Below are 20,020 nucleotides of genomic sequence, written 5' to 3'. Positions count from 1 at the left end.
ATAACACCTGTGGATAACGAGGGTAGTTGTACACATGCCTGAGGATGAAGTTGATCATGAGCCGTCGCTCGAGTGGTCCACACCACTCGGTGCGGTGGTCGCTCTCGCCGCGGGCGGGGTCGTCATGGTCGGTGCCGCACTGCTGCTCGGACTGGACGCTCCCGGACGTTTCCTCGCGGGTCTCGCCGCGCTCGGAATGGTCGCGCTCGCGTTCCTGGGCGGTCGGCAGCGCCCCAAGCTGGCGATCGTGCAGGACGGGCCGGCGGCGGCGCTCGCGGCGACCCGTCTGACCGGGCGCCGGGTCTACGGACGCGACAGCATCGAACGAGTGCGGATCGTCCCGTACCCGCGGTTGGGCCGCCGGGTGCCGATGCTCGAGATCGACGCCGTCGACCCCGACGGCACCGAGCGCCTGCTGATCTTCGGACGCTGGGACCTCGGGGTCGATCCGGTGGTGGTGTTCGACGCGCTCGCCGTGCACGGACTGGTGCCGGCCGAGAACTGATCGATCGCTAGCCGATGGGCAACTGGTCGCGCAGCATCACGGTGCGCAGCGCGATCAGTCCGATCACGACGACGGCGACGGTCGCCAGACCCGCCCAACCCAGCTGGCGGGCGCGGGCGACATCGGCCGGGGTCCGTCGGCCCGTCGGGGCGTACACCAGCACCGCGGTCGCGGCGGCGCCCGCGACGAGGCCGCCGAGGTGCCCCCACAGCGAGATGCCGGGCACGGTGAGGCTGATGACGACGTTGATGCCGATCACCGTGAGAACCGGGGTGGCGCTGCGGCGCATCCGCAGCAACAGCACTGCCTGAGCGCCCATGATGCCGAAGATCGCACCGGACGCACCGGCGGTGAAGGCGCCGGGCGATTCGAACATCAGCGCCGATGCGGATCCGCCGAGCAGCGAGATGAGGTACACCGCGAGGTAGCGGCTGCGACCGAGCACGATCTCGGTGTCGCGGCCCAGCACCCACAGCGCGAACATGTTCACGGCCAGGTGGATGAGGCCGAAGTGCAGGAAGCCGCTGCCGACGACCCGGAACCATTCGCCCTGCGCGACGGCGAACGAGTCGAGGACCATCCAGCCGAACAGCGGGGAGTCGAACGTCGCGACGCCGGTGAACCGATTGACGACGCCACCGCCGTTGTCCATCAGCGACCGCGCCTGCAGCGCGGTGATCGCGAAGATCACCACGTTGAGTGCGATCAGCGCGTAGGTGACGACGGGTGTCGGGAGCTGGGATTGCACCGCGGCCCCGGCAACGGTGCGCGCCTGAGGCGTGTTCCGTTGGTCGGCGGCGATGCAGTCGACGCACTGGTGGCCGACGGAGGCGGACCGGAGGCAGTCCGGGCAGGCCGGGCGGCCGCAGCGAGTGCAGGAGAGGGCAGTGGGGCGATCGGGGTGTCGCACGCACCTCGGCTGAGGTGGCGGGGTGCCCTCGCTCGCCGCACCACCCCAGCCGGGGTTCGTCATTCGAGAGTCCTTACTTACGCGATGGTGATGCTGTTGATCACGACGTCGTCGACCGGGCGGTCGCCGCGATCGGTCGCGGTGGTGGCGATGGCGTCGACGACCTTCTTCGACTCCTCGTCCAGCACCTCGCCGAAGATCGTGTGGCGACGGTTCAGGTGCGGGGTCGGGCCCACGGTGATGAAGAACTGCGAGCCGTTGGTGCCCGGGCCGGCGTTCGCCATGGCCAGCAGGTAGCCGCGGTCGAACTGCAGCTCGGGGTGGAACTCGTCACCGAACTTGTAGCCCGGGCCGCCGCGACCGGTGCCGGTCGGGTCGCCGCCCTGGATCATGAAGCCGTCGATGACGCGGTGGAAGACCGTGCCGTCGTAGAACGGGCCGGAGGCGCCGCCCTGGGCGTTCTGGCTGGAGTACTCCTTGGAACCGTCCGCCAGGCCGACGAAGTTCTCGACGGTCTTCGGCGCATGGTTACCGAACAGGGCGATCTTGATGTCGCCGCGGTTGGTGTGCAGCGTTGCGGTAGCAGTCTGTGAAGTCACCCCCCTATCGTGCCATTGCGTTCGGAGCGGCGTGTGCGTGCTGTGCAAGAGTGGAGCCATGACGCGTGCGACCAAGAGTGCTTCCGTCCCGACGTCCGCAGGCGGGCGCCGACGTCTGCTCATCGGTGTCGGGGCGGCCGTCGCCGCTGCCGGTGCCGCGGTGTTCGCGCTCACCCGCCGGCCGGAGATGCCGCCGGTGGCCTCCGAGCCGCCGTCGCTGTCCGATCCGCGTCCGTAGTTCTCACAGCGTTCCGCAGGAGTTCGGTGCCGGTACGCCGGCGAACCGATCCGTCACCCAGGTGAGCGATTCCCCGACACCGAGTGGGTACGGCAGCGCGTGGTTGAGCCCGGTTCCCGGACTGATCGGCGGGGCGGTGTTGTCACTGAGTTGCACGACGGCGCCGCGGCCGCACCAATCCTTCGCCAGCTGACGCACCTGTCCGTACGGGACCGTGTCGTCGTTGACGCTCGCCTGGATCAGGACGGGCGCCTGCGGGGTCCGAGTACCGATCCGTTGCTCCGCGAACAGTCGGGACGCGACCGGATACCGGCCGAGCACCGTGGAGAGCGGTTCGCCGGACCCGGTGAACGCCGACGAGCGCTTCATCCCGTACTGCAGTCGGGTCTCGCCGACGCACTGGTCCTGCACGTCGGCCAGCAGTTGCCGGCCGCGTTCGTTCAACTCGGCCTCGATCATCGGCCGCGCCTCGGGGTACGCCTGCGCCATGCCGTTCAACGTGTAACCGATCGCCCCGAACAGCGACGCGCCGTCGATCCTGTCCAGTGTCGCGGCCAGGTCCGCGGGCGGGGCGCCGGCGAACGCGCCGCGCACGTCGAGTTCGGGCGCGTACTCGGGTGCGAGTTCCGCCGCCGCCGCGGACGCCCCGCCGCCCTGCGAGTAGCCCCAGAACGCGACGGGACCGTCCGGCGTGATCCCGGTACCCGGCAGGCGTTTCGCCGCCCGCGCCGCGTCGAGCACCGCGTGCGCCGACGCCGCCCGGTTGACGTACGTGTGCGCACCCGGAGTACCGAGACCCTCCATGTCGGTGAGGACCACCGCGATGCCGCGGGAGAGCAGGGCGCCGACGAACACCGCCTCGTACGAGACGATCACATCCGACGGCGGGGTGAACTGCAGCACCGTCCCGATGGTCCGCGACGGTGCACACTTGTCGCCCTGGCCCTGGGTGCCCGCCGCCATGCTCACCAACGGCCGGGGCCCCGGCCCCGTCCACGGCAGCGCCGGATCGAAGAAGACACCGGTGACGGCGTTCGCGGAATCGTGAGTATCGTTGCTGCGATACATGATTCGTGTAGCAGTGGCGGGTAGCGAGCCCGCCTGCCACGCCAACGGGAGCGGTTCGGTCCGGATCACGTCCCCGGCCCGACCCGGGAGGGCCGGCGGCGGTTGGTAGAAGTCCGGGCTCGCGGGGGCCGCAGCCACCGCGGGGCCCGCGGCCACCACCACACCGATCACTGCCGCCGCTGCGGCACACCATCTTCCGATCACACCGACCTCCCCAGCTCTGGTGACCCGACCTGTCCTCTACTTCGGCGACGCGCCCCACAGGACGGTCTCGAGGTTGTACCGCGTCAGCCGCTCGACCGACACCCGCGGCAGGGTGTGCGTCGACCACAGGATCTCGCCCAGGCACTGGAACACGAGGCGGCTCGAACCCGGCATGGTGATGCTGCCGTCGCGCACACCGGCGGCGAAGGCGCGGTCCCACACGCGTAGCAACTTCCGGCCGTCGATCTTCAGGAAGTCGTAGTGTTCCTTGCTGGTGAGCATCGCCCACGACTTGAGGATGGTGACCTCGTCGGCGAACCGTTTGCCCGCCGCGCTCCGCATCCGGATCAGCGCGTCCACCGTCTCGAGCGGCGTTCCGCCCGCCTCACCGATCGCTTCGTGCGCCTCCCGCATCCGGGTGGAGAAGATCTGCAGGACGGCGACGAGGATGGCCTCGCGCGACTCGAAGTGGTGGTAGAGACTGCCCTGCGTGAGGCCCACCGCGTTCGCGATGTCGCGGGTGGTCGTCGCGTCGAAACCCCTCTCGGCGAACACGACCCGCGCAGCATCGAGGATGCGGTCCTGCCGGTCCGACAGGCTCACCTGATCGGGACGATCCCACGACGCGATGATCTTGCGGGCCGCCTTCGCGGGTTTCGACTCGGAGAGGTCACCGTCGGCAGGCTTGCTCGACAGCCCGGCGAACATCAGATCGATGGTGCAGTTCACTACCTTGCGCGCCGAGAAGCCGGTGGGCGCGAGGGTGGCGCTGTGCGTGGTCGCGACCCGCAGCACCTCGCGAAGGATGCGGGTGTCCACCTCGGGCCGAAGGCAGCCCGCGTCCTCCGCGGCCCGTACCAGCGTCTGCCACTGCCGGTCCGCCCACCGCGGCTCGGCGGCGAGCAGCGCGGCCAACTCCGCGTCCTGCGTCTCCGGAATCCCCAGGCACACCTGCAGTGCGCCGGGGTGCCGGGCAGACGCGTCCGCGACCGCGAGCGCGAACCTACGGAGGGCCTCGATCGGCGTGTCCGAGGGATCCGCTTCCTGCTGCGTCGCCGCGAGAATGTCGTCGCGCAGGTCGGCCACCATCGTCGCGGCCAGCGCTTCCTTCGAGTCGAAGTGGTAGTAGAGGCTGCCGGCGAGCATGCCGGTGTCGCCGGCGATGTCACGCATCGAGGTACCGGTGTAACCCTTGGCGGCGAACAACTCCGACGCCGCGGCAAGGATCTCCGCGCATTTGTCGGAACGTCCGCGGCGGGTTTCGTTCCCATCCGGAATCGTCTGTCTACCAATCCGGCTCATGTCATTTCCCCCTGTTCGAAAAACTGATCTCCATCAGGACCGCCGTCGGAAAGCGTCACTGCTCTCGACCGGCCGTTCCCGCGCGGATCGCCCGTCCCGTCACCAGTGGACGGACAACCAGCGGTATCCAGCGCCGTGTCCCCGGCCCGACCTCGACGCCCCCGAACGTCACCGAGATCGACACCAGCGTACGGCGGTCGCAGCGGCATTCCTGCGTGAACACCGACCACGACCCGGCGAGTCGAACCCGCCGCTCCGCCTGGACTGGATCGTCCGAGCGTACGTGCTCGCACAACCGGAAACGGCCGTTCGGACGACGCGACCCGCGGACGATCTTCGCGAGGAAGACGTCCGGATACGGTGGCGTGACACTGGCCCACGGCGGGCAACGGTTCGTACACTGCGGCGCCGGTCCGCTCCCCGGCCGCCGCGATGCCGCCGGAGACGTCCGGAGCGGCCTGCGCATCAGTTCGTCGACACCCACGGAACCATTTCAGCGTCAAACGGACGTTCGTGTAGCACTTTCACCTGGAATGGACCGGCGTACAAATTGACGGGCACCAGCAGCGTGTTTCGATGACTTTTCAGAAGCCGTTGAGCATCAGCGGTTTACAACCGACTCGTCGAATCGACACACACCGCGTTCACCCTCGATCTCACCCCGCCGCACGTTCCCGCGGATCGGACGGACCGGGGCCGCCGCACTCCGCACCCTCCCTGTCGATCAACACCTTTCGCTCCCGCGCCCGTACCGCACCGATGTCGCCCGATGTCGCCCGCCCGGATTCCGACCACATGCCGCCGCCGCTGGGATACCCTCGCGACTGAAACAGGTTCTACTTTGGAGGAGCAGCATGGCCGCGTCACCCGAGAGCATCCGCAACACCGTCGAGAGCTACATCAAGGCCGTCGCCACCGGCACCGCCGACGACGTCCTGGCGCTGTACGCGGAGGGCGCCACCGTCGAGGATCCCGTGGGCACGCCGGTCCGCACGACGCGCGAGTCGATCCACGAGTTCTACGCGATCATCGAGCCGTTCGATCAGGAAGCCGAGCTGGTGACGCTGCGCATCGCCGCGAACACCGCCGCCTTCCACTTCCGCCTGATCACGAAGATGGGCGACCAGACTATCGAGATCGCCCCGATCGACATCATGGAGTTCGACGACGACGGCAAGATCGTCAGCATGCGCGCGGTGTGGGGCCAGGAGGACATGATCACCGGCTGAGCCGGCCCCGAGCGCCGCTGCGCGCAGCTTTGCGTCCCGCGCGTGCAATTGCCCGCGCGGGGCGTCGTTTCGCGCGCGGCGTGGCCCCTGCCCCGCCATCCACCCGCACAAACAGAAAGACGCCGTCCCGACCGGGATGGCGTCTTTCGAATGTGGAGCCTAGGAGATTCGAACTCCTGACATCTGCCTTGCAAAGGCAGCGCTCTACCAACTGAGCTAAGGCCCCGTTTGCACTGTTTCCGTCACCGGATTCAGCGATTTGTGACCTCGTGCCAGACATCGGCGCCGCGCCGCTTGTTCAGCAGCTTGGCAAGGCCGAGCGCCACCAGCAATCCGGCTCCTGCGAACAGGACGACCTTCATGTCGGTGACCCTTCGTCGGCACGTGGGAGTGGGCCTAGGAGGACTTGAACCTCCGACCTCTTCGTTATCAGCGAAGCGCTCTAACCGCCTGAGCTATAGGCCCTTGAACCAGGCAGAACAGTACCCCACCGTGGCGCCGTACACCAAAACGGGTGCGGCGGGGCACTGTTTCACCTGGTCAGTCGGGGTCTGCCAGCGTGACCTGCACACCGCCGACCAGGTCGGAACACAGGTTGTAGATGAACGAACCGATCGTCGCGAGGGCTGTGAAGAGCACCACATTCATCACGCCGATCAGTGCCGAGTAACCGAACACCTGACCGGACGTCACGAGGCCGCCGCCACTCGAGTCGGTGGTGAACTCGGTGAACGCGTTGTTCAACCGATCCCACACCCCCATGCCGTCGAGCACGAGGTACAGCAGCCCGACGGCCACCATCCACACGAAGAACAACGCCACCGAGATGACGAGCGACACCTTGAGCGTCGACCACGGGTCGATGCGGCGCAGCTGCACCGTTGCCCGCAGCGGCTCACCCTCTTCCGTGACGGCGGCGGTGAGGGCCGTCGGTGACGCCTTGCGCGCGGAACCGGCTGCGGGCCGCTGCCGCGGGACCGCGGACAGATCCGGCATGTCCTTGGCCAGATCGGAACGAGCGATGCTGCGGGTGGGGCCGTCGATGGCCGCGGCCTTGGCCTTGGCCGTGTCCCGACGCTCGGTGGCGGGCGGCTTAGGGGCCGCCGTGCCCGTGACGACGGGGCGCGCGGGCCGGGCGTCACCCTGAGGCGGCTTGGGAGCCGCCGTCCCGGTGACGACGGGCCGCCCCGACTGCGGCTTGCCGGGTTGCGATGCCGCCGGGGGCTTGCCGGGTTGCGATGCCGCCGGGGGCTTGCCGGGTTGCGATGCGGCCGGGGGCCTGGCCGGCCCGTCCGGTCGACCTGCCCCGTTCGCGGCCGCCCCCGACTGCTTCTGCTGTTGTCCCCGCTGCCACGGCGGCGTCTGCACGGGCTTGGTGCCCGGCTTCTGCCCGGCCGGAGCCGGTGCGGGAGTGGACGCATCCGCAGGCTTCGCACCGGCGGCGGGCTTCGCTCCCGCCCCCGACTCGGGCGCCGGCGCACCCTTGGCGGGCTTACCGGCGGCCGGGACCTTGGGCGCGCCCTGACCGTTTCCCTGCGGGCCCGGAGACGACTTCTGCGCCGGCTGCTCGGGCTTTCCCGGTTGCGCGGGCGTCCCTGCCGCCCCCGGCCGCTTGTCGGCGGCCGGAGGCGGCGAAGACTGCTGCTTGCCGTCGCCGGGCTCGTGGGGAGTGCTCAACTAGGACTCCTTCGCTCCATCGGAACCCGGAGCACCTGCAGCGCCCTCCTCGGGTTCGTCCGCATTGCGTGCGATCGCCAGCAGGGTGTCGCCCTCGCCCAGGTTCATCAACCGCACGCCCTTCGTCTGGCGGCCGGCCTTGCGAACCTGCTTGGCTCCGGTCCGAATGACACCGCCGCCCGACGTGATCGCGTACAGCTCGTCGTCGTCGTCGACGATGACCGCACCGACCAGGGTGCCACGTTTCGGGTCGTACTGGATGGTGAGAACACCCTTTCCACCGCGACCCTGTGCGACGTAGTCCTCGATGGGGGTGCGCTTGGCGTAACCGCCCGACGTCGCCACCAGCAGGTACGTCTCCTCGCGAACCACGTTGAGCGACAGCAGTTCGTCGTCCTGGTTGAACCGCATGCCCTGGACGCCGGACGTGGCGCGGCCCATCGGGCGCAGTGCCTCGTCGGTCGCGGCGAAGCGGATCGACTGGCCCTTGGCGGAGACGAGCAGCAGGTCTTCGTCGGCGGAGCACAGCACGGCGCCGACCAGTTCGTCCTCGTCGCGCAGGTTGATGGCGACGATGCCGCCGCTGCGGTTGGAGTCGAAGTCGGCGAGCCGCGACTTCTTCACCAGGCCGTTGCGGGTCGCGAGCACCAGGTACGGCGCGTCCTCGTACGACTTGATGTGGATGATGCTCTGGATCTTCTCGTCCGGCTGGAACGCGAGCAGGTTCGCCACGTGCTGGCCGCGCGCGGTGCGGTTGGCCTCGGGCAGCTCGTAGGCCTTGGCCCGGTACACGCGGCCCTTGGTGGTGAAGAACAGCAGCCAGTCGTGGGTGGAGCAGACGAAGAAGTTCTTGACGATGTCTTCCTGCTTGAGCTCGGCGCCCTTGACACCCTTGCCGCCGCGCTTCTGCGAGCGGTACAGATCGGTCCGGGTCCGCTTGGCGTAGCCGGTCTCGGTGATCGTGACGACCACGTCCTCGCGGGCGATGAGGTCCTCGTCGGTGACGTCGCCGTCGGCCGCGATGATGCGGGTGCGACGGTCGTCGCCGTACTTCTCGACGATCTCGAAGAGCTCGTCCTTGACGATCTGGCGCTGACGCTCGGGCTTCTCGAGGATGTCCTTCAGGTCGGCGATCTCGCGCTCGATCTCGGCCAACTCGTCGACGATCTTCTGGCGCTCGAGGGCGGCCAGGCGACGCAACTGCATCGCGAGGATCGCGTCGGCCTGGATCTCGTCGACCTCGAGCAGCTCCATCAGGCCGGTGCGGGCGATGTCGACGGTCCGCGACGCGCGGATGAGCGCGATGACCTCGTCGAGGGCGTCGAGCGCCTTGACCAGGCCGCGCAGGATGTGGGCCCGCTCCTCGGCCTTGCGCAGTAGGTACCGGGTGCGCCGGACGATGACCTCGAGCTGATGCGCCACGTAGTAGCGGATCATCTGGTCCAGGCGCAGGGTGCGCGGAACGCCGTCGACGATGGACAGCATGTTCGCGCCGAAGCTGGTCTGCAGCTGCGAGTGCTTGTAGAGGTTGTTGAGCACCACCTTCGCGACGGCGTCACGCTTGATGACGACGACGATGCGCATGCCCACACGGTCGGACGACTGGTCCTCGATCTTGGAGATGCCGGCGATCTTGCCGTCGCGCACCTGCTCGGCGATCGAGGTGATCAGGTTGTCCGGGTTGACCTGGTACGGCAGCTCGGTGATGACGATCTGGGTGGCGCCGCGATCGGATTCCTCGATCTCGACGACACCGCGCATGCGGATCGAACCGCGGCCGGTGCGGTAGGCGTCCTGGATGCCCTGGCCGCCGACGATGAGGCCGGAGGTCGGGAAGTCCGGCCCCTTGACCCGCTCCATGACGGCCTCGAGGGTGGCTTCCTCGTCGGCCTCGTGGTTGTCGAGCGCCCAGTAGATGGCCTCGGCGACCTCGCGCAGGTTGTGCGGCGGGATGTTGGTGGCCATGCCGACGGCGATGCCGCCGGAACCGTTGACGAGCAGGTTCGGGATACGGCTCGGCAGAACCGTCGGCTCCTGCGTCTTGCCGTCGTAGTTCGGAACGAAATCGACTGTGTCGTGGTCGATCTCGCGCACCATCTCCATGGCGAGCGGGGTCATCCGGCACTCGGTGTAACGCATCGCGGCCGCGCCGTCGTTGCCGCGGGAACCGAAGTTGCCCTGGCCGTCGACGAGCGGGTAGCGCAGCGACCACGGCTGCGCCATGCGCACGAGGGTGTCGTAGATCGAGCTGTCGCCGTGCGGGTGGTAGTTACCCATCGTGTCGGCGACCGGGCGCGCGGACTTCACGTAGCCGCGATCCGGACGATAACCGTTGTCGTACATCGCGTACAGCACGCGACGGTGCACGGGCTTGAGGCCGTCGCGCACGTCGGGGAGCGCGCGGCCCACGATCACGCTCATCGCGTAATCGATGTAGCTGGACTGCATCTCCTGCTGGATGTCGACCGGTTCGATCCGGTCGTGCGACGGTTCCTCGGGGGGCAACGTCGTGTCGGTCATGAGCTCACTTTCTGATCAAAATCGTTGGGCCGCTGCGGGGCCCGTGCGCGCGATCCGGAGAGGCGCACGGGCCCGCCGGCCTACACGTCGAGGAAGCGGACGTCCTTGGCGTTGCGGGTGATGAAGCTGCGGCGCGCCTCGACGTCCTCGCCCATGAGCACGCTGAACAGCTCGTCCGCGGCGGCGGCGTCGTCGAGCGTGACCTGACGCAGGACGCGCACGCTCGGGTCCATCGTGGTCTCCCACAGCTCCTTGGCGTTCATCTCGCCCAGACCCTTGTAGCGCTGGATGCCGTCGTCCTTGTTGATCTTCTTGCCCGACGCCAGACCGGCCTCGAGCAGGCCGTCGCGCTCGCGGTCGGAGTACGCGAAGTCGGGGGCCGCGCCCTTCTGCCACTTGAGCTTGTACAGCGGCGGCTGCGCCAGGTACACGTGACCCTGCTCGACGAGCGGACGCATGAAGCGGAACAGCAGCGTGAGCAGCAGCGTCGCGATGTGCTGACCGTCGACGTCGGCGTCGGCCATCAGCACGATCTTGTGGTAGCGCAGCTTGCTGATGTCGAACTCGTCGTGGATGCCGGTGCCGAACGCGGTGATGATCGACTGGACCTCGGCGTTCTTGAGGACGCGGTCGATGCGGGCCTTCTCGACGTTGATGATCTTGCCGCGCAGCGGCAGGATCGCCTGGTACATCGAGTCGCGGCCGGACTTGGCCGAGCCGCCGGCGGAGTCGCCCTCGACGATGTAGATCTCGCACTTGCTCGGATCGTTCGAGCGGCAGTCGGCGAGCTTGCCGGGCAGGCCGCCGATGTCGGTGGCGCTCTTGCGGCGGACCAGTTCGCGGGCCTTGCGGGCCGCGGTGCGGGCCTGCGCCGACGACACGGCCTTGGTGACGATGGTCTTGGCGTCCGCGGGGTTGGCCTCGAACCAGTGCGCGATGTTCTCGTTGCAGGCCTTCTGCACGAACGACTTGACCTCGGTGTTGCCGAGCTTGGTCTTGGTCTGGCCCTCGAACTGCGGCTCGGCGACCTTCACGGAGATGATCGCGGCGAGGCCCTCGCGGATGTCGTCGCCGGTGAGCTCCGGGTCCTTGTCCTTGACGAGCTTCTTGTCCTTCGCGTACCGCTTCACGACATTGGTGAGCGCCGCGCGGAAGCCCTCCTCGTGGGTGCCACCCTCGTGGGTGTTGATGGTGTTGGCGAAGGTGTGCACGGACTCGGAGTAGCCGGAGTTCCACTGCATCGCGATCTCGAGCTCGTGGCCGGTGCCCTTGGAGGTGAAGCCGACGACCGAGTTGTGGATCGCCTGCTTGGTGCGGTTGATGAACCGCACGTAGTCCTCGAGGCCGCCCGGGTAGTGGTAGATGCGGGACTTGACCTTCGGAGCCTTGGGCGCCGCGGCCTCCTCCTCGGTCTCGGTGGCCGTCTTGGGCGCCTCGGCCGTGACGGGGACGACGTCGTCGGTGACCTCGTCCTCGGCGACACGCTCGTCGGTCAGGGTGATGGTCAGGCCCTTGTTCAGGAACGCCATCTCCTGCAGGCGGCGCGCGACCGTCTCGAAGTTGTAGGTGGTGGTCTCGAAGATCTCGGGGTCGGCCCAGAACCGGACGGTGGTGCCGGTCTCGGTCGTGGGCTCACCCTGGACCAGTGGGCCGGGCTTGGCGTGGTCGTACGTCTGCGACCAGCGGTAGCCGTCGACCTTGATGTCGACCTCGACCTTGGTGGACAAGGCGTTGACGACCGAGATACCGACGCCGTGCAGACCGCCCGACACCGCGTAGGCGTCGGAGTCGAACTTGCCGCCGGCATGCAGCTGGGTCATGACGACCTCGACGGTGGGGGCACCGGAGGCGTGCATCGCGACCGGGATGCCTCGGCCGTCGTCGACGACCTGGATGCCGCCGTCCTCGAGCATGGTCACCTCGACCTTGCTCGCGTAGCCGGCCATGGCCTCGTCGACCGAGTTGTCGACGACCTCCCAGATCAGGTGGTGCAGGCCGCGTTCACCGGTGGAACCGATGTACATACCGGGACGCTTGCGGACGGCTTCCAGTCCCTCGAGGACGGTGATGGAGGAAGCGCCGTATGTGTTGCTCTTGTCTGACTTCTGGGCAGCCACGGGTGGGTAGCTCTCCTTCTCCGTACTGTGCCGACACGGCTCTACACTGCGCTCCGTAGGAGAGTGGCCGAATTCAATCGCAGCCACGCACAACGAGGCACCGCGAGCGGTGTGTCGAGATTCGCCGCTAGTTACTCGACCATCTTACGTGTCCTCACCGACATACAAGGCACCTAACACAGCCCTGATTGGCTCACAGACGAATTTTCTCGGCCCTCGAAGGGTGAAACCCTACGCAGAACCGACCGCATCACCCTCCGGTGCACTCTCGGGGCGCAGAGCGCCGACGAACGCGGCCGTCAGACGGGCGACGTCCCGGCCGTGCGAGATCGGGGACCAGTGGCCCGCGTCCAGCTCGCTGCGGCGCAGGTCGGAAACCCACCGTTCGGTGTCCTCGTAGCCGACCGGGCGCACCGCGAGATCGCGGCGGTTGAGGACCAGCTGGACGGGGACGGCGGTGCGGCGCTCGCGCGGGCTGCGCAGCCGCGGCCGGATGTTGGCGCGATAACGCTTGAGGCCGGTGATCATGTCCCGACGCAACGTCGGCGCGGGATGCACGAGCGACGGGTCCAGCCGGTCGAAGAACCGCAGGAACGTCGGCCAGATCCGCGAGAGCCCGAGCCGGAACGGCAGCGTGCCGACGACGGGGATCTGGAACAGCACGGTGTATCCCGACGCGGCGGCCTGCGCGAGCGGCCCGGCCGGGCGCCGCTCGGCGAGCCGACGCCGCAGCCACGCCCCGAGATGATCGAGGTTCGGTCCCGAGATCGACGTGTACGACGCGATCCGCTCCCCCGCGTCCGGTTCGCACACCGCCTCCCAGGTCTCCACCGCGCCCCAGTCGTGCGCGAGCACGTGCACCGGGGCGTCGGGGCTGACCGCATCGATCACCGCGAACAGATCGCGCGCCAGCTCGGGCAGCGCGTACGCCGACACCGCGGTCGGGGCGGTGCTGGCACCGGCGCCGCGCGTGTCGTAGCTGACGATCCGGAACCGGTCCGCCAGGTGCGGGATCACGTGCCGCCACAGATCGTGGGTGTCGGGCCAGCCGTGCACCAGCAGGAGCGTCTCGCCGGCCGGGTTGCCCTGTTCGTACACCGCGAGCCGGACGTCGCCGCGCACGACGACGCGCGGTTCTGGAAGCGCGCTCATGAAAGTTCCTCCCGGTCAGCTGTTTTCAGAGGTCGAGGATCAGCCGGCCACCGTCGGCGCGGGAGACGCAGATCAACATGTGGTCCTCCCGCTCCTGCGGCGTCAGCCGGCTCTCGCGGTGGTCCGGCGTGCCGGACAGCACCCGGACCTTGCAGGTGCCGCAGAAGCCCTGTCGGCACGAGTACCCGACGCCGGGCCGGCTCTGCCGGATCACCTCGAGCGCGGACTCGTCGGCGGGCACCTCGAGTACCTCGCCGGAGCTCACCAACTGCACCTCGAACGGCGCGCCGCCGAGCACCGGCGGCGGACCGAACCGTTCGAAGTGCAATGCGACGGCGCCGGTGTCGTCGAACCCGGCGCGGACGGCGTCGAGCATCGGGGTGGGACCGCAGCAGTAGACCGCGCCCCCGGCCGGCGCCCGGCCGAGCAGGTCGTCGGCGGTGGGCACGCCGAACTCGTCGTCGGGGCGCACGAACACCCGCTCGGGTTCCCACGACTCGATCTCGTCGAGGAACGGCATCGATTCACGAGAACGCCCGGAATAGACGAAGCGCCAATCCATTCCGGCTTCGCGAGCGGCCCGTACCATCGCGACGATCGGCGTGATCCCGATGCCGCCGGCGACGAACAGCGCGCTGCCCTCGGGCACGAACGGGAAGCCGTTGCGGGGACCACGAACCGTGACGGTGGTGCCCGGCGACAGCCCGTGCATCTCGATCGATCCGCCGCCGCCGTCCGGGATGGACCGCACCGCGATCCGGTAGTGCCGCCGGTCGCCGGGATCGCCGCACAGCGAGTACTGGCGCCGCAGGCCGGACGGCAGGTGGAAGTCGAGGTGGCACCCCGGCTGCCACGCAGGCAGATCGCCGCCGTCGACGGCCTCGAACGTCAGGGCCGCGACGTTCTCGTCCGCCGCGACGATCGTGCGCTCGGTGACGATCAGCGTCATCGCGGTGTCCGGGTTGTGGCCGGCGACGACGGGGTCGTAGTCGTACGACGTCAGCACCCGCAGGTACTTGTCCGCCACCGCCTCGACGATGGTCATCGCACGGTCCGGCCGGTCGCGGCCCTGCAGATCGGCCGGCGGCGCCGGGCGCGTCAGTTCCTCCTGGCGCGTCAGCAGATCGCGCACGCGGGGCAGCTTCACCGGGCCGCCGCCCGGGCCGCCGGGGACGACGCCAGGTACGCCACCGCCTGCGCGGTCGATCCCTCCTTGCCGGGGTGGTAGTCCCGCCGGAAGTACGTCGACATACGTCTGCCCAATTCCATTGCGGTGGGCAGGGTTCCGCGGCGTCCAGCGGCACGGAAGTCGGAGAAGTGCGGACGCCGGCGACTCGGTGCCCAGTTCTGCAGTTCGGGGTCGTTGCGCATCAGGAAGCGGGTGCCGCGTACCCACAGCCACACGATCATCGGCGTCACGATCAGCTGAGTGCGGATCCGCCGCGACTCACGCTTGTCGAAGTAGCGCATGACGTCGTACGCGACGCTGCGGTGCTCCACTTCCTCGGCCCCGTGCCAGCGCAGCAGGTCCAGCATGGTCGGGTGCATCCCGGCGCGGTCGAGACCGTCGGCGTTGAGCACCCAGTCGCCGAGGAACGCGGTGATGTGCTCGACGGCCGCGATGATCGCCAGCCGCTCCACCAGGTGGTTCTGCGCGCGCCGACCGGAAAGCGGCTTGGGGCCGAGCAACTTCCGGAAGGCCCAGTGCATCTGCTCGGTGTACGGAGTGGGATCGAGGCCGTTGGACTTCAGGTGCTCGAGGACGCCGGTGTGGGCACCCGCGTGCATCGCCTCCTGGCCGATGAAGCCGACGACGTCCTCGCGCAGCTTCTCGTCCTCGATCAGCGGCAGCGCCTCCTTGTAGGTGGCGACGAACCACTCCTCCCCCGCCGGCAGCAGCAGATGCAGGACGTTGAGGACGTGCGTGGTGAACGGGTCGCCCGGCATCCAGTGCATCGGCAGGTCCGACCAGTCGAACTCGACGTTCCGGGCCTGCAACAGTATGTGATCCGGTTCGATCCCGGCAGGGGGCGTGGTGGAGGTGACCGACATGACTGCTCCAGCTACTCGTGTAGGCCGGACCCGCCTCGACCGGCGGCGCCGTGACCCAGTTCACTCGACGAAGTAGCCGTAAATGTAACACCCGGTAATAGGTAAATCCAGGGGTCAGCCGTACGTGTCCCGCGGCCCCCGGCCCGAGATGTGTCGTTCGCCCTTTCGCCAGCTGGGCGCGGTGGGACCGGTGATGCGTAGCGACTTCACGACCCCGTGCCCCACCGCGGCCGCGATCTTCGCGAGGATCTGCGCCTGCATCATCCGCAGCTGTGTCGCCCACGCCGTCGACTCCGCCGACACGCTCAGCACGCCCTCGCGCAGACCCGTCGGTTCGGCGTGGGACGCGATGTCCGCGCCCACGACGTCGGCCCAACGCCCCAGCACGGTGCCCTCCGATACCTGCGTCGACCAGCCACGTTGCTTCGACACCGCGCTCACGAGTGCGCCGAACGGTTGCGGATCGCGGTCGTCCGGTCCGGCCCCGGACCAGGACCGTCGGCGCGACCGCAGCGACCGGACGCCACCCCGCGGGGACTTGCGCCCCTGCCCCACGGACTTGCCGTTCGCCTTCGCCGCGGCGCGGGCCTCCTCGAGCGCCCGCCGGGCCAGGTCGATGCCCTTGAGTTCGGGCTGCGGCTCCGGCCGGGATTCGGGTTGTTCGGTGGTCATCGGTCCCCTCCCGTCGTGGTGATGCGGCCGAGCGCGGTGAGCTGCGAGAGCCGCCCCCGCTCGGTGTCGTGTGCCTCGACGCCGAAGCGTGTCGCGGACAGCTCGACCGGCACGTCCTCCGCGACCGCCGCGGTGATGAGGACCTGTTCGGCCTCCGCGGCCACGCCCGCGAGGGCGGTCCGGCGCTTGCGGTCCAGCTCGGCGAACACGTCGTCGAGCATCAGCACCGGGTCGCTGCCGTCGTCCCGCAGCAGGAAGAACGCGCCCAATCGCATCGACAACGCGAAGGACCACGATTCACCATGGCTGGCAAAGCCTTTCGCGGGCTGATCGCCGAGGATCAGTTCGAGGTCGTCGCGGTGCGGACCGACCAGGCACACCCCGCGCTCGATCTCTCTCTGCCGCATCTCCGACAGCTCGTTCAGGAAGCTCACCTCGAGCAGCTCGACGTCGTCGGGCGCGGGTTCCCTTGTCGGGTCCAGCAATTCGGGTGGAAGCGAGGTGCCGAGGCTGCTCTTGTATCGCACCGACGCCGGACGCGACTCCGGCGCCAGGGACCGGTACGACTCCACGAGGTGCGGCGCCAGGTCGTGCACCAGCCGCAGCCGCGACGCGAGCAACTGCGCGCCGTGTGCGGCGAGGTGACCGTCCCAGATGTCGAGCGTTGCAAGCGCACTCGCACCGTCCGACGATCGAGTGCCGCGCCGGAGCGCGCCGCCGGCGGTCTTGAGCAGTGCGGAGCGCTGCCGCAGGACCTTGTCGTAGTCGGCCCGGACCCCCGCCATCCGCGGCCGCCGCGCCGTGAGTAGTTCGTCGAGGAAACGGCGCCGGTCGCCCGGATCTCCGCGCACCAGCGACAGGTCCTCGGGTGCGAACAACACGGTCTGCAGGATCCCGACGATCTCCCGCGGCCGCCGCGCCGGGGACTGATTGATCCTGGCGCGGTTAACCTTTCCGTCGTTGATCTCGATGTCGATGCCCAGCTCTCGACCGTGGTTGGCGACCAACGCGCCCGCGTACGCCTGCGGAGCGCCCGCCCGGATCAGCGGCGCGTCCGTGGACACGCGGTGCGACGACAGCGTCGACAGGTAGCCGAGAGCCTCGAGCAGATTGGTCTTCCCGTGGCCGTTGCGTCCGACGAAGACGGTGCACCCGGGCTCGAGATCGACGGTGACGGCGTCCCACGAGCGGAAGTCGCGGAGAGAGAACTTGCGGACGAACACTAGGTTCCCGACTGTCCGGGCGGCCGGACGGTGCCGGATTGTCCGGCTCGCCGGACGGCATGCCCGCCGAACTGGTTGCGCAGGGCCGAGACGGCCTTCATCGCGGGCGAATCGGCCTGACGCGACGCGAACCGCGCGAACAGCGCCGCGGAGATCACGGGGGCCGGAACCGCATGGTCGAGCGCCTCCTGGACCGTCCACCGTCCCTCACCGGAATCCTCGGTGTAGCCGGAGATCTCGGCGAACTCGGGATCCTCGGCGAGTGCCTTCGCCAGCAACTCGAGCAGCCACGACCGCACGACGGTGCCGTGCGTCCAGGCCTGCAGGACGCCCTGCACGTCGGTGATGAGCGCCTCGGCCTCGAGCAGCTCGTAGCCCTCGGCGTACGCCTGCATCAGCCCGTACTCGACACCGTTGTGCACCATCTTGGCGTAGTGCCCGGCACCGACCGGCCCGGCGTGTACGAAACCACCGGCCCGCGGCCCGTCGGGACGCAGCGCGTCGAAGATCGGCATCGCACGGGCGACGTCGGCGTCCGCGCCACCGACCATCAGTCCGTAGCCCTCCTCGAGCCCCCAGATGCCGCCCGAGACGCCACAGTCCAGGTAGGCGATGTCGTGCGCGGCGAGGAGATCGGCATGGCCGCGGTCGTCCGTGTAACGGGAGTTGCCACCGTCGATCACCAGGTCGCCGGGCTCGAGCACGGACGCCAGTTCGGCGATCGTGCTGCGGGTGATCTCACCCGCCGGCACCATCACCCAGACGGCCCGGGGCGCCGCCAGCGACGCTGCGAGGTCCGCGAGCGATGCCACGTCGGTGACCTCCGGGCGTGGGTCGAACCCGACCACGTCGTGGCCGCGCTCGCGCAGTCGCGCGCGCATGTTGAAACCCATCTTGCCGAGTCCGACCAGTCCGAGCTGCATCCTGGGATGTCCCTCCGCTAGTTGGTGATTCGAGCTGGGCTCCGTTTCCGAAGGCGCCGGCTGCGGGCGTGGATCAGCCCGGGAGCCGCACCGGCATCAGCAGGTAGATGTAGTCGCTCTCGGGCGCCGCGAAGGTGCCGGACTCGCCGCGCTCGAGTTCTTCCTCGCCGGCCGGACGCAGCACCGCGGGACGGCTCGGGGTGGTGAATCCGAACGTGACGCGCTCGGAGTGCAGCGAGTTGAGGCCGTCGATGAGGTAGCCGGGGTTGAACGCGATGACCAGCGGCTCGCCCTGGAAATCGGCCTCGAGGGCCTCCTCGGCCCGGCCGGCGTCGTCGCCACCCGCGGACAGGACCAAGCCCTCGCTGTTGAACTCGAGCCGCACCTGGGCACCGCGCTCAGCGACGAGAGCCACACGCTTGATCGCATCGACGAGCGGGGCGACCGTCACCGTGGCCATCGCCGTGTGCTCGGCCGGCAGCAGCTGGCGGAACTTGGGGAACTCGGCGTCGAGCAGGCGAGTGGTGGTGCGACGGCCGTCGGCCACGATGCCGAGCATGCCCTCGGTGCCGACCGACGCACCGGCTCCGAGCGCCAGCTCGACCGGGGAAAGGGTGTTGCCGCCCAGCGTCTTCGCGGACTCCGACAGCGTGCGGGCGGGCACCAGCACGGCGGCCGTGACGTCACCGGCGGTGGGCATCCACTCGAGCTTGCGGACCGCGAGGCGGAACCGGTCGGTGGCCGCGAGCACGACGTCGGTGCCCTCGATCTCGACGCGGATACCGGTGAGCATCGGCAGGGTGTCGTCCTTGCCGGCCGCGACGGCTACCTGGCTGACGGCTTCGGAGAACAGGTCCACCGGCAGCGAACCCGTCTGCTGCGGCAGCGTCGGCAGCTGCGGGTAGTCCTCGACCGGCATCGTGGGCAGGGAGAACTTGGCGCTACCGCAGGCGATGAGCACCCGGGTGCCGTCCACGGTGACGTCGACGGGCTTGTTGGGCAGCGCGCGGGTGATGTCGGCGAGGAGCTTGCCGGACACCAGGACCTGGCCGGTGGTCGTGACCTCCGCGGAGACCCGGACCTGGGCGGAGACCTCGTAGTCGAAGCCGGAGACCGTCAGTCCCTGCTCGTCCGCACCCAGCAGCACACCGCCGAGGACGGGGACGGGTGGCCGGGACGGCAGGCTGCGCGCGACCCAGGCGACGGAGTCGGCGAAGTCCTCCCGAGCAACGCGAAACTTCATACTTCCAAGCTCCATCGCTCGGGTGTTCCTCTCGGTAGGCGCGGACGGTCGGCGGCCGCAGTGCACACGGCTGCGCTAGCAGTCTGACACAGCGGACAGGGGACACCGTATGCGTTCGGACGCCATGTTGGAAAGCGGACAGACGCGTCTCGAGACACCTCGAGGCGGGGTGTGAACAGGAGGCCCGGGCCGAGATGTTCACAGGTCCTGTTTTAGAAGAACTTCTCTCGAGAAGACTTCAATCACAGTAATAGGCACTGTGGAATCTGTGGATGAACGACCGAAGCCGCTGGTCCGGGTTCCTCGAGGCGTGGGGACTTCTCGAGGACGTACTCGAGGATGAATCGAGGGACGTTGTGGACACCTCGAGGATGTCCGGAACTGTC

Annotated in this window: 17 protein-coding genes and 2 tRNA genes; 3 read left to right on the top strand and 16 right to left on the bottom strand. The window is 68.8% G+C overall.

Going from position 1 to position 20,020, the window contains the following annotated elements:
- Positions 1-34: 34 nt before the first annotated feature.
- Positions 35-505, top strand: a complete 471-nt coding sequence (locus tag ABEU20_RS07760; RefSeq protein ID WP_420163807.1) for a PH domain-containing protein — start codon at positions 35-37, stop codon at positions 503-505.
- A gap of 7 nt (positions 506-512) precedes the next feature.
- On the opposite strand, the gene ABEU20_RS07755 is transcribed toward ABEU20_RS07760, so the two are convergent.
- Together ABEU20_RS07755 and ABEU20_RS07750 are read right to left on the bottom strand one after the other, a co-directional pair.
- On the bottom strand, positions 513-1,478 hold the full coding sequence (locus ABEU20_RS07755; protein WP_420163806.1) for a rhomboid family intramembrane serine protease: 966 nt from the start codon (positions 1,476-1,478) through the stop codon (positions 513-515).
- Between the two features lie 14 nt (positions 1,479-1,492).
- Positions 1,493-2,014 (bottom strand): peptidylprolyl isomerase, encoded by a 522-nt coding sequence (locus ABEU20_RS07750; protein ID WP_420163805.1) that lies wholly within the window; start codon positions 2,012-2,014, stop codon positions 1,493-1,495.
- Positions 2,015-2,072: 58 nt separating this feature from the next.
- Here ABEU20_RS07750 and ABEU20_RS07745 point away from each other — a divergent pair, with 58 nt between their 5' ends.
- Entirely contained in the window at positions 2,073-2,252 is a 180-nt protein-coding gene (locus ABEU20_RS07745) for a hypothetical protein (protein ID WP_420163804.1), read from the top strand.
- 3 nt (positions 2,253-2,255) lie between these two features.
- Here the strand turns inward: ABEU20_RS07745 and ABEU20_RS07740 are convergent, their stop codons facing one another.
- Positions 2,256-3,524 carry a lipase family protein gene (locus ABEU20_RS07740; protein WP_420163803.1) on the bottom strand — a complete coding sequence of 423 codons (1,269 nt, stop codon included), beginning with the start codon at positions 3,522-3,524 and terminating at the stop codon, positions 2,256-2,258.
- Positions 3,525-3,560: 36 nt separating this feature from the next.
- Positions 3,561-4,826, bottom strand: a complete 1,266-nt coding sequence (locus tag ABEU20_RS07735) for a TetR/AcrR family transcriptional regulator (protein ID WP_420163802.1) — start codon at positions 4,824-4,826, stop codon at positions 3,561-3,563.
- 854 nt (positions 4,827-5,680) lie between these two features.
- On the opposite strand from ABEU20_RS07735, the gene ABEU20_RS07730 reads away from it, so the two are divergent.
- The gene (locus ABEU20_RS07730; RefSeq protein ID WP_420163801.1) at positions 5,681-6,055 is read left to right on the top strand and encodes a nuclear transport factor 2 family protein; all 375 of its coding nucleotides are present in this window, start codon (positions 5,681-5,683) and stop codon (positions 6,053-6,055) included.
- 153 nt (positions 6,056-6,208) lie between these two features.
- On the opposite strand, the gene ABEU20_RS07725 is transcribed toward ABEU20_RS07730, so the two are convergent.
- The 12 genes from ABEU20_RS07725 to dnaN all read right to left on the bottom strand — a co-directional run bounded on the left by ABEU20_RS07725 (position 6,209) and on the right by dnaN (position 19,649).
- Positions 6,209-6,281 (bottom strand) — tRNA-Ala (locus ABEU20_RS07725).
- A gap of 165 nt (positions 6,282-6,446) precedes the next feature.
- Positions 6,447-6,520: transfer RNA gene (locus tag ABEU20_RS07720), tRNA-Ile, on the bottom strand.
- Between the two features lie 75 nt (positions 6,521-6,595).
- The gene (locus ABEU20_RS07715; RefSeq protein WP_420163800.1) at positions 6,596-7,732 is read right to left on the bottom strand and encodes a DUF3566 domain-containing protein; all 1,137 of its coding nucleotides are present in this window, start codon (positions 7,730-7,732) and stop codon (positions 6,596-6,598) included.
- Positions 7,733-10,252: a DNA gyrase subunit A gene (gene gyrA / locus ABEU20_RS07710; protein ID WP_420163799.1), complete on the bottom strand. Its 2,520-nt coding sequence runs from the start codon at positions 10,250-10,252 to the stop codon at positions 7,733-7,735.
- Positions 10,253-10,332: 80 nt separating this feature from the next.
- Positions 10,333-12,369, bottom strand: a complete 2,037-nt coding sequence (gyrB, locus tag ABEU20_RS07705) for a DNA topoisomerase (ATP-hydrolyzing) subunit B (protein WP_420163798.1) — start codon at positions 12,367-12,369, stop codon at positions 10,333-10,335.
- Positions 12,370-12,600: 231 nt separating this feature from the next.
- Positions 12,601-13,521, bottom strand: a complete 921-nt coding sequence (locus ABEU20_RS07700) for an alpha/beta fold hydrolase (protein WP_420163797.1) — start codon at positions 13,519-13,521, stop codon at positions 12,601-12,603.
- Between the two features lie 25 nt (positions 13,522-13,546).
- Entirely contained in the window at positions 13,547-14,668 is a 1,122-nt protein-coding gene (locus ABEU20_RS07695) for a PDR/VanB family oxidoreductase (protein ID WP_420163796.1), read from the bottom strand.
- Entirely contained in the window at positions 14,665-15,573 is a 909-nt protein-coding gene (locus ABEU20_RS07690) for a metal-dependent hydrolase (protein WP_420163795.1), read from the bottom strand. Before ABEU20_RS07690 ends, ABEU20_RS07695 begins: the two co-directional genes overlap by 4 nt.
- Before the next feature lie 114 nt (positions 15,574-15,687).
- Complete coding sequence (locus ABEU20_RS07685; RefSeq protein ID WP_420163794.1) at positions 15,688-16,245, bottom strand: DUF721 family protein; 558 nt, start codon at positions 16,243-16,245, stop codon at positions 15,688-15,690.
- On the bottom strand, positions 16,242-17,468 hold the full coding sequence (gene recF, locus ABEU20_RS07680; protein WP_420163793.1) for a DNA replication/repair protein RecF: 1,227 nt from the start codon (positions 17,466-17,468) through the stop codon (positions 16,242-16,244). The genes ABEU20_RS07685 and recF overlap by 4 nt, the downstream gene beginning before the upstream one ends.
- A complete protein-coding gene (gene gnd, locus ABEU20_RS07675; protein ID WP_420163792.1) occupies positions 17,468-18,391 on the bottom strand; it encodes a phosphogluconate dehydrogenase (NAD(+)-dependent, decarboxylating) in 924 nt (307 codons plus the stop codon). The genes recF and gnd overlap by 1 nt, the downstream gene beginning before the upstream one ends.
- A 73-nt stretch (positions 18,392-18,464) precedes the next feature.
- Positions 18,465-19,649, bottom strand: coding sequence for a DNA polymerase III subunit beta (gene dnaN, locus ABEU20_RS07670; protein WP_005516611.1), 1,185 nt, complete (start codon positions 19,647-19,649; stop codon positions 18,465-18,467).
- Positions 19,650-20,020 lie beyond the last annotated feature (371 nt).

Origin of the sequence: Rhodococcus parequi, assembly GCF_046042785.1 — a bacterium.
Taxonomy (GTDB): Bacteria; Actinomycetota; Actinomycetes; order Mycobacteriales; family Mycobacteriaceae; genus Prescottella; species Prescottella parequi.
This window is presented reverse-complemented; position numbering and strand designations above follow the sequence as displayed.